Origin of the sequence: Rhodococcus phenolicus, assembly GCF_001646785.1 — a bacterium.
Taxonomy (GTDB): Bacteria; Actinomycetota; Actinomycetes; order Mycobacteriales; family Mycobacteriaceae; genus Rhodococcus; species Rhodococcus phenolicus.
Window position 1 is genome coordinate 16020 of sequence record NZ_LRRH01000133.1, and the last position, 11974, is coordinate 27993.

The window sequence follows — 11974 nt, forward strand, 5'->3', positions numbered from 1 at the left end:
CTTCCGAACCCGCCGCGGGACTCGCGGCGACCCTGATCGGGCAGTATGGCATTTCCTGTGGAAAAAGCCCACTCGGTCCGTTTTTCCAGGTCACACGCGTCGGGCCGAGAGTTGTCCACGTTCGGTCCACCGTCGGTCCACGGGTTGTCCACAGATTTGTCCACAGCCTGGGCACAACTTGCTCAGCGCTGCTCGGCGCTGCTCGGCGCGAGCGAATGTACCGTTCGTCTCCTTCAACCGCCTCAGCCATACATTCGCTCGGAAAACCCGCACGCGGGACGCCGGGACGAGGGGGCGCGGACGGTGTACCCGGCCGATATCCCCGAAACGGAACCGCCGCCGCACCCTCGGCGGGATGCGGCGGCGGCGGACGGAAGCCGGTGGCTCGCTCAGTCGGCGAGCGCCTTCTCGGTTGCAGCGAGCAGCACGCACGTGGCGACACCGTCCATCGCTGTGGCCAGCTCGTCGAGCGACGGGAAGCTCGGGGCGAGCCGGATGTTCTTGTCGTCCGGGTCGTTCTTGTAGGGGAACGCGGAGCCGGCTCCGGTCAGCGCGATGCCGGCGTCCTTCGCCAGCGCGATGACGCGCTTCGCGGTGCCCTCGACGACGTCGAGGCTGATGAAGTAGCCGCCCTTCGGTTCCGTCCAGGACGCGACCTTCGACGCACCGAGGCGATCCTCGAGGATGCGCAGCACCAGCGCGAACTTCGGTGCGAGGATCTCGCGATGCTTGGCCATGTGGGCGCGCACCCCGTCGGCGTCGCCGAAGAACCGCAGGTGACGGAGCTGGTTGATCTTGTCCGGACCGATGGTCTTGATGCCCAGGAACTTCTGGTACCAGGCCAGGTTGTCGGCGGACGCCCCGAAGAAGCTGACGCCCGAACCGGCGAACGTGATCTTCGACGTCGACGCGAGCGTGAACACCCGGTCCGGGTTCCCGGCCTCGGTGGCGAGCCCGAGGATGTCGATGGCCGGCGCGCAGTCCTCGACCAGCGGGTGCACCGCGTACGCGTTGTCCCAGAAGATCCGGAAGTCGGGGGCCGCGGTGGGCATCGACACCAGTGCCCGAGCAACGTCCTCGGAGTAGACGGCACCGGTCGGGTTCGAGTATGTCGGCACCGCCCAGATGCCCTTGATCTGCGGATCCGCGGCCACCAGTTCGGCGATCACGTGAGTGTCCGGGCCGTCGTCGCGCAACGGCACCGGGATCATCTCGATGCCGTAGGACTCGGTGATCGCGAAGTGACGGTCGTAGCCGGGGGCCGGGCACAGGAACTTGACGACCGGTTCCTGGGACCACGGGCGCGGCGAGCCGACGGTGCCGTGCAGCAGCGACGCGACGATCAGGTCGTGCATGATCTCGAGGCTTGCGTTGTTGCCGGCGATGAGGTTCTCGACGGGGATGTTCAGCAGCTCGGCGAAGATCGCGCGCAGCTCCGGGAGGCCGGTGAGGCCGCCGTAGTTGCGACAGTCGGTGCCCGAGGCGTCGCGGTAGTCGTCCGCGCCCGGCAGCGACAGCAGCTCCGCGGAGAGGTCGAGCTGCTCGGGGGACGGCTTGCCGCGGGTCAGGTCCAGCGTGAGCTTCTCGGTCTTCAGCCGGTCGTAGTTGGCGGACTGGCGCTCGTGCTCTGCAACGAGTTCCTCATGGCTCATCAACCCGATCTGGGTTTGGACAGGCATGCGGAAGAACCTTTCACCGTGCGCGGCGACACGGGCATCGGCGGAGATTAAGGGGACCCCGCGCACCCGGCAGAGCCCGTTGACCCTTGCTGCCTTCCGGCCCTGGGGGAGTTCACAGGATGCGCGCCGCGCGGGATCCATCGGCAAGTGTAGAGGACGCTGCGCGCGACCGCGGAATCGCCCCGTCCCGCGCCCGTCGAAAGGCGCGGTCACCTGCTCGTTTGGCAAGAATCGCGGAGTGTTCGGTATGCTTCCCCACGGAGGATTCGCCTAGTGGCCTATGGCGCTCGCCTGGAACGCGGGTTGGGTTAACGCCCTCAGGGGTTCAAATCCCCTATCCTCCGCACCGAGAGGCCCTCGGCCTCGTGGGAAACCACGAGGCCGAGGGTCTTTTTCGTGTCCGCCGTTCGAGGGTCGAAATCGCGTCGCCGATCCGGAACGATGACGTCATGCCGCCGATCTCCCGATTCCTGCCCTGGATTCTCACGCTGGCCGCGGGTGTGGTCGTCGCCGACCAGCTCTCCAAGTGGTGGGCGGAGTCGACCCTGTCCCCGGGCGTCTCGACACCCGTCGTGGGTGAGTTCCTCGAATGGCGGCTGGTGTACAACCCCGGTGCGGCGTTCGGCCTCGGCGCCGGGTACACCTGGGTGCTGACCGTGGTCGCGGGCCTTGCCGTCGTCGCTCTCACCGTGCTCGCGACGCGCACCCTCTCCCCCGCATGGGCGATCGGCGTCGGCGTGCTGCTCGGCGGGGTGACGAGCCACCTCGGTGATCGACTGCTCCGCGAACCCGGATTCGCCCGCGGGCACATCGTCGACTTCATCGCCTACAACAAGTGGTTCGTCGGCAATGTCGCCGATATCGCCATCGTCGTCGGCGGCGCCGCGTTCCTGGTGATCCTCACCCTGCTGGGCATGCAGGCACGCCCGGACACGGCCGTCGTCGTGGGGTGAGTACCATCATCGAAATAAGCACGGCGACAACAGTATTCGCCTATTCGCAGGCGACGCCGTCACCGTCGCCGTCCATCTGCGGGCGGTAGCCGGGCTGTCCCGCATGCAGCGGGGCGGCGCCGGCCGCGCGGGCAGCGGCGCAGTTCGCGTAGTACACCTCCGACCCGCCCGGAGCCGGCCCGGGCACCGGGATCTCCGCCTCGGTAGAGACCGCCGGAGCCGGCTCCGGTGCGGCGGCCCCGCCGCATTCGGTCAGCACCCGCGCGATCGCGTCGTGCTCGGCCTGCGTGACCCACAGTCCGTATGCCGCCTTCACCTGAACCTGGCGCGCCACGTAGGTGCAGCGATAGGCGCGGTTCGGCGGAAGCCAGGTGGCGGCGTCGCCGTCGCTCTTGCGCTGGTTCGTCGGGCCGTCGACGGCCTGGAGGTTGCGCGGATCGTTCGCGAAGTCGATGCGGGCCTGTGGGTCGAGTTGCTGCGCGCCCTTCTGCCACGCATCCGACAACGCGACCACGTGGTCGATCTGCACGGCCTCGGATGTTCCCTGGCCGCGCGTGAACGGAATCGTCGTGCCCGTGTAGGCGTCGTGCAGGGTGCCGGACAGGACGACACAGTCGCGGGTGCCCGGTTTGAACTCGAGATCGACGAGGTCGCGTCGCAGGATGTCGTTACGGGTGTCGCACCCGTTGTGGCCGCCGTCGACACCGACGTCGTCGCTCCACGCCTGCCCGAACAGCTCACGGTCGTAACCGGTTTTCGGGGCGCGGCCCTTGATCTCGAGGCCCGCGAGGGCTGAGAGGGCAGCCGACGCCTCCGTTGTGGTCGAGCCGCTCGGCAGCCCGCCGGACTCGGCCGGGGCTACGGAAACGCTCGAAGTGGGATCCGCGGTCGCACTGCAACCCGTGAGGGTCGCGATTGCGGCGACCACGGCAACGAGCCGGCCGCCCGGGTTCAGGATCGCCGATCGGCCGGTCACTCGAATCACTCCTGGTGGTGGGGTCCGTGGACTGTCCCCGATCACACTGCCTCGTTACAGGAGGTAAACAAAATCGGAGGGGGCGAACCGCACGCGCACCGAGGTCACTAGCATTTTCGGTCGTGGTCGGATACGGCAGGAAACTCCAGGGGCTGGCGGTCGCCCTGTCCGCCCTCGCGGGATTCGTCGACGCGCTCGGTTTCGTCACGCTCGGCGGGGTGTTCGTCTCGTTCATGAGCGGCAATTCGACCCGTATGAGTGTGGGCGTCGCCGATGGCCATTGGTCGCAGGCGGCGCTCGTCGCGGGGATCCTCGGGCTGTTCGTCGCCGGCGTCGTACTCGGGGGCGTCGTCGCGGAGGTCACCGGCCCGGACCGCCGCACCCGGAAGTCTTCCGTTCTGGCCGCGGTGTCCGTGCTCCTCTTCGTCGGTGCGGTCTCCGGCGGGCTCGGCTGGACACCGGTCGCGATCGTCGCGATGACCCTGGCGATGGGTGCCGAGAACAACGTGTTCCGACGGGACGGCGAAACCAGCGTGGCGCTGACCTACATGACCGGCGCATTGGTCAAGATCGGTCAGCGTCTCGCCGCAGCGATGTTCGGGGGACCCCGGTGGACGTGGCTGCCCTACCTGGGCCTGTGGGGAGGACTGGTGCTCGGCGCGGTGCTCGGCGCACTCGCCCACCGCACGTTCGGGCTGCACGCGTTGTGGTTCGCGACGGTCGCCGCGATCGTGCTGACGGTCGCGGTGAGGTATCTCCCCAACCCTGCCCCGAAGATGTAGGGGCCGTCGACGGCAACGGTTTCGGTGAGAACCGGGAGGATGGCGAGACAGGATCGCCGGGATCAGCCGCCCACCGGCCGATCCTAGTCGCTGCGGACTGTGCCGAGCGCTATCTCGCTGTAGCGTTCGGCCATCTCCTCCGGTCACAGGTTCCCTCCCAGCCTGTACCAGGCCGCGATGGAATATCCCATGCTGATGACCACACGCGCGGATTCCCGTTGGTAGCGGGTGCCGAATTCGCTCATCCGGGAGCCTCTTTCGATGATGTCCCGGAAGATCGCTTCCTGTTCGTCGCGTAATGCGACGACGAGCCTGCGTCCGGCTTCGCCGAGGATCGTCCCCGAAACGTCACCCCGGACGTCACCCCGCCTGGGGCATAACGGTCTTCGTCACGGGCGCGACAGCCCATACGAGGACATACGCGGGCCGGTGCTCCGACGGCACCCGACGGAAGGAGAACGTGGTGGCCGAGAACACAGTACGGACGGCCGTCCGAGCCGGGATGCTCGTTGGCGCGGTCGCGATGGCGGGGATCGCCGGGGTGCCGGCCGCCGGGACCGCGGGGGCGGAGGCCCGTGCCGTTCAGGTCGAACCACTTCCGCGGACATCGGAATACGTGGTGGCGATCCGGGCGCCGCGCACCGCCGAGTTCTCCGTGACGATCACCACAGGGACGGCGGTGAGGCCGAATTCCGTTCCCGCGGGGTGCATCCCCGGAACCCGCGTGGTTCAGCAGGTGGTCGCCGTCGAAGATCAGGCGCCGGCCGGGGCGCCGGTTCCGGCCCGATCCGTAGTCGAGTGCGCGCTCGGACCACTCGACGCAGGAGCAGAACGTCGAGTGATTCTCCCGGTGGACGACCTGCACGCGGGCACCCGGGAGATCATCGTGGAGCTGAGCGACGGCCCGACGGTGGCCGAACAGTTCCGATGGGAGCATCGGCCGTTCGTCGTCTGCGCACCGTTCGATACCGCACCGGCGTGGACGAACGACGTGAACCAGGACCCGGCCGCGCCGGCTCCGGCCCGGGCAACAGGCCACATCGCCGGCACCGCCCGGCCGGGCGCGCGGATCACGTTGACCGGCATCGACGCATGCGAGCATCCCATCGATCGGAGCATGGTCGTTCCCGACTCCGGAGAGTTCCGCTTCACCGGCCTGATACCGGGGCACTACGGCCTGCTCGACGGTGACGGACGCGTACTGCGGCACGTCGAGCTGTCCGACGGCACCCCCGGGGTCGAGGACCTCGTCGTCGCCGAGGCGGATTGATCGAGTGCGGGACGAACGTGCAGGGGACGAGTCGAGAGAGTTCAGGGTGCGACGAGCAAGCAGGTACACAGTCGGTGCGGCGGCGGTGATCGCCGGAGGGACCGCGGTCATTGCCGGAGTCTCTGTCGCGGCAGCAGCAGTGTGGCGGGTGGACTTCTCCGTGGCGTGGCGGACGACGGCTCAGCCGGTCGCAACTGTGATGTTGGCGGTGGCGATGGTCGCAGCGGCATTGTCGGTGTCGCGGAGTCTGGCCGCGCAACGCCGGTTGCTCACCACCCACCGGCTTCTCGACCTCGAACCGGCGCATGTCCAGGGACTGCGCACCCGGATGCTGGACGCCGCACGCATGCTCGCCGGGGACGAACCCACACTCCGGCTGACCGCCGTGTACGAATTGTTCGCGGTGGCCGACGACTGGTGCCGGCTCTCACTGCGTTCCACCCGTCCCGAACGGCCGCTGATCGAGCATCAGCGTTGCCTGGACCTGATCTGTGGCTATCTGCGCGCCGATCGCCGTCTCGAACGCTTCGTGCCGGGCACGAGCATCGGGCCCGGTGCCGAGCACGACGAACGCGTCGTGCGGGAACAGCTGTGCGTCGGATTGGGCGCCCACCTGAACACCTGGCGCAGCATCGGACCGTTCCGGATCGACCTGTCCGGTGCCGACCTGGCCGCCATGAATCTGCGCGACAGCAACTTCCACGGAGTGGTCGCCCGCGGCAGCGTCCTCACCGACGCGGACCTGACCGGCGCGGACCTGTCCCGATCCGATCTCACCGATTCGGTAGCGGCGAATACCCGATTCACCGGTGCCGATCTGTCCGGCGCGCGCCTGACGACGTGCACCGCACCGTACGCCACGTTCAACGGTGCCGATCTCACCGGCGCGGATCTCGCCGGAGCCGTGTTGCGCGGCGCGAGCCTGATCGCCGCGAATCTCGACCGAGCCGATCTCACCGGCACGGACCTGCGGGCAGCCAAGCTGATGCGCGTCGACCTGCGCACCGCCGCATGGGAATCGGCCGAGCTGGCGGGCGCCGACCTGACCGGTGCCCGTCCTGCGACCGTGCGGAGCAAGGCGTCCTCGGAAGTTCCGGAGAGGACACGATGAGCGGTCCCCGGCCGACCGGATGGCACCCGGACCCTCGTAACGGCCGACTCGAACGCTGGTGGGAGGGCGACGCCTGGACTCCGGTGGTTCGTCCCGTGTTGCGGACCGGTGATGTGAGTTCCACTGAGGACGGGAACGAACCGAAGCGTCCGCGCGAGCCCCTGTCCACCGATGTCAAGCGAGCGGTGATCATCGCAGTCCTCGCCGGCCTCGCGTTCGCGGCGTGGGGATGCACCGGCCTTACGAACACCTCCGGATCGCCGTCGTCCCCTCCGGCGGCGGAACCGGCAGCGCCGTAGCGGGTCCGAGGCCTGCGCCCCTCCCGGCACCGCCGAATCAGTACAGCAGACGCAGTTCCCGAGCACGCGCGAGTGCACTCACAGCACTGTCGGTTCCGAGCTTGATGTTGATTCTGCGCAACTGCGTCTTGATGGTGTTGTTCGACACGAAAAGCTTGCCCGCCAGGTCTTTCCGTGCGACACCGCTGTCGAGTTGGACGAGGATTTCCCGTTCGCGTGGTGTGAGCACGACATCCGGAACGGAGCCGGGAAACATGTCGCCGGGCAGATCGTCGCGCATCGGGGTACCGGATTCGGCCGACAGTTCCCTCCTCGAGGCGGCCGAGACAGTCGTCAACACCCTCCGATTGCCCAGAGCCTCGGCCAAGTCGACGGCGCGACTCCACGCGCGTACCGCGGCGTCACGGTCGGTGGGCAGGCAGGCGACCGCCTCGATGAGCAACGCCTCGATGTGGGCCCGCTGCCATCCACTGTCGGGCCACGAGATCCGATTGAGTACGGCACACGCGGCTTCGGGATTCCCGGTCAGCAGTTCCGTTCTGGCAGTGACCACCACGACGAGGGGATGTCCGGTGGTGTCGGATTCGGCCACGGCGCGAGCGATATTCCCGTTTCCCAGTGCCAGATCGAGGTCGATCTCCGCAGCGGTGAGCAACACCTGGGAGAGCGATCCGCGTCGATTCAGACCGCGGTGCCCGTCGACGATCCGATGCAGACCGGTCAGACCTGCGTAGGCATCGCCCGTCGTCAGCGCATGCTGGGCGTGCGCGTACGCGATCAACCCCCAGAGCTCCTCGCCCGCCGACGGCACCCCGAGCCGGTTCAGCTCCTCCTCGGCACCGCGAAGATCGAGCCGATCCAGGTGGCTCAGCGCCGCGGCGACCCGGCCGCCGATCCGGATCATCTCGTCCCAGTATCCGATGCTGACGTCGACCCTGGATTCCGCTGCGAGCCATTCGTCGACTCGCTCCGGATCACCCAGCAACGCCCAGTTCGCCGCGAGGCTGCCCGCCGCGTTCAGCACCACGAAGTCGTACCCTGCCGTGAGTGCGTCGCGGTGGGCCTGTTCGAACTGCACCGTGGACTCGGCCAGGTCGCCGGCCAACTGCATGCCGATCGCCCATTGGAGCCGGATGGTCGGCAGCTGCGCGGTGACCGCGTCGGGCTGGTGCGCGAGCATCGATTCCACCAGCGGCACCATCGACCGTGCCCGGTCGCTCCCCTCGCGCAGACTTCCCGCCATCCTCAGCGCGATCGCCTGCACGGTTCCGATGTGCAACGCGTCGGCCGCTTCCGCCCGGGCGCCGAGAGACTCCAATTCATCCGTCTGGAAGGGGATCTCGATTCCGAGCATAGCGTGACCGGTCAACGTGTTCACGAAAAGCGCCTTCCCCGCGGCCAGACCGGGATAGCCGTCGGCCACCGGGTCCGGCACGGCACGCAACAGACGCACCAGTACCTCGAAGTCGTCGGCGACCAGGTGACTCCAGTGGTCGTCGATGATGCGCGCCGCCACGTCCCACAGCTCGGCGTCGACCGCGTACCCTGCGGCGGCAGTGTGCCGGCCGGCCTCGAGATGGCCGAGGGTCAGGCGCGTCAAGGACTCGTCCACGTATTCCGGCATCTCCGCGCGGGCGATCCCGAGAACCACCTCGCGCACAGCGGCCGGCCACGACCAGCTGCGCTGCACACCGTCGTACGTGCCGAGCATCAGACCCGACGTCTCGAGCCGTTCGAGCAGAGAGTCGGACGACTCGTCACCCGTGCAGTCGCGGGCTTCCGCGGCCGTAACTCCCGTCGCGACCGATATTTCCAGCGCGAAGCGGCGGGTATGCCGGTCGAGCGCCGACAGGCGTGGTTCCACGTAGTCGGCGACCACTCGTTCCAGCGCGGGCCCCCAGCGACGTTCGGCGGTGAACGGTGCGGCCGGGGCGATGCGCAGCACGGCGACCGCCGCCGCCACGAGGGGCGGCACACCGCCGAGTGCGCTGCGCAGCTCGGGTCGTCGTTCGGCGGCAATCGCCAGATCTCGGGATCGGCACAGCTCCTCTGTTTCCTCGAGGGTGAAGCACAGCTGGTCCGCGTTCATCGAACAGTGATCGAGACCTCCCGACACGAGCACCGGCGGAAGGTCGACGGTGCCGTGCACCATCACGACGGCGATGGCGGACGGCCGACGTTCAAGGACGTTCAGCACCCTGTCCAGCACCGTCCGGGCCTCGGCCGTTTCGGCCCCGTCCACGACGATCAGGCACGGCTCGTCACCGGCGCTCGCGTCGATCGCGTCGGTTCGCCAGCCGTCGATCCAGACGATCGTGCGGTCGGGTGCGCCGCCTCGATGCAGCCAGCTCGCCACGAGCGTGCGCTTCCCGAAACCCTTCGGGGCCTGCACCAGCGTGAGGCTCCGCTGCGCATCGAGCAGGCGGAACAGTCGCGGGCGAGGCACCGCGTCGACAATGGACCGTGACGTCGGCACATCGGTTCGCGCGAATCGAGTGGTGACCACCGGGGAGGTTCCCTTCCTTCCACATCCGGGCGCCCCCGGTCGCCACACTTGAACGATCATCCAATATGCCCTATTCGGGGCGATGACGCATCATTTCGGCGCCTGTTCGGTCCATCGCACACACGACGGACTCCGTTCCACGCGTGTCGTCAATCTGCCTGCGCTCGTGCGCACTTCACGCCATGATCCGGGATCGGTCTCCGCGGCGAGGCGCCCGGGCGGCCACCGCGCCGAAGTGAAAACGCTCACAGGGCCACGGGCATCACCCGCGCGGGCGGGGGTGATCCTTCCCGTGCAACGCGGAATTGCCCCTCCTGCCGACGGATTCGCGGCGAACGATCCGGCCGCCGACGGGACGAGGGTCGCCGAACTCCCCATCCACATGGGTCCGGGGCCGAGATCAGTTCTCCGCGGTCACTTTCTGACCGGCGGCGTCGAGCACCCACCACACGCCACCCTCGCCCTGGCCGTCGACCTCGCCGGGCGCGGTGTCGTCGACGTAGGAGTAGAGCGGCCAGCCGTTCAGCGTGACCTGCTGGGTGCCGTCCGGGCCGGGGATCGTGCCGATCTGCCCGCCGACACCCGCGACCTGAGGCGTGGGCGTGTCGGTGGTGACCGGCGGCCACTCCGCGAGACACGGTCCCGTACAGGCGCTCGTACCGGAACCGGGAGTGTCGAGGTCGTAGATGTAGACGGTCATCCCGCGGCCGTCGACGACGATGTCGCCCAGTTCCGATCCCGCGACCGCCAGCGCCGCTCCCGCCGTCCCGTCCTGTGTGGTGGGGGCACTTTCGGTGGCACGGGCACTGTCGGTGGTGTGCATGGTTCCGTGGTCGTATGCCCCGCTGTCGGTGTCGGTGTCGGTGTCACCACAGCCGGCCAGTACCAGGACGGCAGCGAACGTCACCGGCGCCGCGGCGCGCGCAAGTCTGTTCATGGGATCGGGTCCTTCTGCTTGTCGGTGCCCGTACCTGTGATCGTGAGGCAGGGCCGGATTGTGCCGGGTGTACCTCCGCCGACCTCGACGAAACCCTGATGTGGGTGGGTCCATCCTCCCACCGGAGGGTTCGCCGCGGCCCGGATCGGGCGACGCTGTCCGGAGATTTCGGCCCCGAGGACGTGGAGGGCGGGAAAGAATCGGCACCATGACGAACACAGCGTCCCCCGCCGACCACTACCGCGACCTCGCCGCCAAGTTCACCGCCACCGTCGATGCGGTCCCCACCGACCGGTGGAGTTCGCCGTCTCCGTGCAGCGACTGGACCGCCCGCGACGTGGTGGCGCACGTCGTCGGCTCCCAGCGGGAGATCGTCACGAACGTCGGCCTGGAGCTGCCGCCGGGTCCGTCACCGGAGGCCGATCCGGCGGGAGCGTGGGCCGCGACCCGCGATGCGATGCAGGAGATCCTCGACGATCCGGCCCGCGGAAACCTCGAATACGACGGCTATTTCGGCCGGACCTCCCTCGCCGCGACCATCGACACCTTCTTCACTTTCGATCTGGTGGTGCACGGCTGGGACCTGGCCCGCGCGACGGGCCTGGACGAGACCATCGCCGACAGCGACCTCGATTTCGTCGAGACCGCAGCCGCCGGGATGGGCGAGGCGATCCGTTCGGAGGGCGTGTGCGGTCCGGCCCTCGACGTGCCCGAGGACGCCGACCGCACCACTCGGGTGCTCGCCTACCTGGGCAGGCAGGCCTGAACGTCGCTTGCCGTCGTCTTGCCTGGTCGCCGCACTCCCGGGTGATCTCCGGCAGCAGGCACCCATACCGTCGTATGTCCGATTGATGCAGGTACGGTGCATCCATGCGCGCCCGCCCGTACGCCACCACGAACCCCAACCGGCTCGCCGCCGCTCTGCTCCAGGTCGCAGCACGCAACGGCCTGGACTCGGCGAGCGTGCGCGAGGTCGCGAACGAGGCCGGGGTGTCCATCGGCGCGGTGCAGCATCATTTTCCGACGAAGGACGAGATGCTCGCGTTCGCGTTCCGCGCGCTCGCCGATCGCGTCCTGGGCCGGTTGAGCAGCATCGACCCCGATATCGATCCCTCCCGCACCCTGTTCGCCGCGCTGAGCCAGCTGCTGCCGCTCGACGAGCAGCGCGCGAGCGAAGCACAGGTGATGGCGGCGTTCACGGTCCGGGCGGCCACGTCGCCGCCACTCGGGGCGATCCGCCACGCGACGCTTTTCACGATGCGCACGGGCCTGTCGGCGGTACTCATCCGGATGGGGACCCCGGAGCCGGAGACACGGGCGACGCTGCTGCTCGCTGCGGTGAACGGCCTCGCACTCGATGCGATCGCAAGCCCGGCACTGTATCCCCCGGAATTCCTCACCCACTCGTTGCATACCCAGATTCAGCTCGCCCTGACCGACGGGTGATGGGTGCCTCTCTGT

12 protein-coding genes, 1 tRNA gene, 1 other RNA gene and 1 pseudogene are annotated in these 11974 nt (G+C 68.5%); 9 read left to right on the plus strand and 6 right to left on the minus strand.

What is annotated here, in order from left to right:
• Positions 1-389: 389 nt before the first annotated feature.
• Positions 390-1679, minus strand: coding sequence for an aspartate aminotransferase type Ic (locus A8G15_RS27050; protein WP_068166181.1), 1290 nt, complete (start codon positions 1677-1679; stop codon positions 390-392).
• Positions 1680-1726: 47 nt separating this feature from the next.
• An RNA gene (gene ffs, locus A8G15_RS27055) (signal recognition particle sRNA small type) lies at positions 1727-1821 on the minus strand.
• A gap of 117 nt (positions 1822-1938) precedes the next feature.
• Here ffs and A8G15_RS27060 point away from each other — a divergent pair.
• Together A8G15_RS27060 and A8G15_RS27065 are read left to right on the plus strand one after the other, a co-directional pair.
• Positions 1939-2023: transfer RNA gene (locus A8G15_RS27060), tRNA-Ser, on the plus strand.
• A 105-nt stretch (positions 2024-2128) separates the two neighbouring features.
• Complete coding sequence (locus tag A8G15_RS27065) at positions 2129-2632, plus strand: signal peptidase II (protein WP_068166201.1); 504 nt, start codon at positions 2129-2131, stop codon at positions 2630-2632.
• A gap of 40 nt (positions 2633-2672) precedes the next feature.
• Here A8G15_RS27065 and A8G15_RS27070 read toward each other — a convergent pair whose 3' ends face one another.
• A complete protein-coding gene (locus A8G15_RS27070) occupies positions 2673-3608 on the minus strand; it encodes a GmrSD restriction endonuclease domain-containing protein (RefSeq protein ID WP_245688023.1) in 936 nt (311 codons plus the stop codon).
• A 122-nt stretch (positions 3609-3730) separates the two neighbouring features.
• On the opposite strand from A8G15_RS27070, the gene A8G15_RS27075 reads away from it, so the two are divergent.
• On the plus strand, positions 3731-4390 hold the full coding sequence (locus tag A8G15_RS27075; RefSeq protein WP_068166184.1) for a YoaK family protein: 660 nt from the start codon (positions 3731-3733) through the stop codon (positions 4388-4390).
• A 143-nt stretch (positions 4391-4533) separates the two neighbouring features.
• Here the strand turns inward: A8G15_RS27075 and A8G15_RS32560 are convergent, their stop codons facing one another.
• Positions 4534-4725, minus strand: a complete 192-nt coding sequence (locus A8G15_RS32560) for a TetR-type transcription factor C-terminal domain-containing protein (protein WP_169833949.1) — start codon at positions 4723-4725, stop codon at positions 4534-4536.
• A gap of 128 nt (positions 4726-4853) precedes the next feature.
• On the opposite strand from A8G15_RS32560, the gene A8G15_RS27080 reads away from it, so the two are divergent.
• From A8G15_RS27080 to A8G15_RS32095, 4 genes and pseudogenes are all read left to right on the plus strand, one after another.
• On the plus strand, positions 4854-5660 hold the full coding sequence (locus tag A8G15_RS27080; RefSeq protein WP_068166186.1) for a hypothetical protein: 807 nt from the start codon (positions 4854-4856) through the stop codon (positions 5658-5660).
• A gap of 85 nt (positions 5661-5745) precedes the next feature.
• Complete coding sequence (locus A8G15_RS27085) at positions 5746-6771, plus strand: pentapeptide repeat-containing protein (protein ID WP_156665580.1); 1026 nt, start codon at positions 5746-5748, stop codon at positions 6769-6771.
• A pseudogene (locus A8G15_RS32565) lies at positions 6768-6857 on the plus strand (DUF2510 domain-containing protein); the annotation flags it as partial. The gene A8G15_RS27085 and the pseudogene A8G15_RS32565, both read left to right, overlap by 4 nt.
• Before the next feature lie 27 nt (positions 6858-6884).
• Positions 6885-7070, plus strand: coding sequence for a hypothetical protein (locus tag A8G15_RS32095; protein WP_245688024.1), 186 nt, complete (start codon positions 6885-6887; stop codon positions 7068-7070).
• Between the two features lie 37 nt (positions 7071-7107).
• Here the strand turns inward: A8G15_RS32095 and A8G15_RS27095 are convergent, their stop codons facing one another.
• Complete coding sequence (locus A8G15_RS27095) at positions 7108-9516, minus strand: LuxR C-terminal-related transcriptional regulator (RefSeq protein WP_169833948.1); 2409 nt, start codon at positions 9514-9516, stop codon at positions 7108-7110.
• A gap of 460 nt (positions 9517-9976) precedes the next feature.
• Positions 9977-10513, minus strand: coding sequence for a COG4315 family predicted lipoprotein (locus A8G15_RS27100; RefSeq protein ID WP_068166192.1), 537 nt, complete (start codon positions 10511-10513; stop codon positions 9977-9979).
• A 208-nt stretch (positions 10514-10721) separates the two neighbouring features.
• Between A8G15_RS27100 and A8G15_RS27105 the strand changes: the two genes are divergently transcribed.
• Both A8G15_RS27105 and A8G15_RS27110 read left to right on the plus strand, forming a co-directional pair.
• Positions 10722-11279 (plus strand): TIGR03086 family metal-binding protein, encoded by a 558-nt coding sequence (locus A8G15_RS27105; RefSeq protein ID WP_068166194.1) that lies wholly within the window; start codon positions 10722-10724, stop codon positions 11277-11279.
• Positions 11280-11383: 104 nt separating this feature from the next.
• Positions 11384-11959 carry a TetR/AcrR family transcriptional regulator gene (locus tag A8G15_RS27110; protein ID WP_068166196.1) on the plus strand — a complete coding sequence of 192 codons (576 nt, stop codon included), beginning with the start codon at positions 11384-11386 and terminating at the stop codon, positions 11957-11959.
• The last annotated feature ends 15 nt before the right edge of the window (positions 11960-11974 follow it).

Bases quoted from the DNA above. Each gene is read 5' to 3' on its own strand.
- A8G15_RS27100 (WP_068166192.1), bottom strand. From the start codon at position 10,513: ATGAACAGACTTGCGCGCGCCGCGGCGCCGGTGACGTTCGCTGCCGTC.
- A8G15_RS27050 (WP_068166181.1), bottom strand. From the start codon at position 1,679: ATGCCTGTCCAAACCCAGATCGGGTTGATGAGCCATGAGGAACTCGTT.
- A8G15_RS27065 (WP_068166201.1), top strand. From the start codon at position 2,129: ATGCCGCCGATCTCCCGATTCCTGCCCTGGATTCTCACGCTGGCCGCG.
- A8G15_RS27110 (WP_068166196.1), top strand. From the start codon at position 11,384: ATGCGCGCCCGCCCGTACGCCACCACGAACCCCAACCGGCTCGCCGCC.
- A8G15_RS27105 (WP_068166194.1), top strand. From the start codon at position 10,722: ATGACGAACACAGCGTCCCCCGCCGACCACTACCGCGACCTCGCCGCC.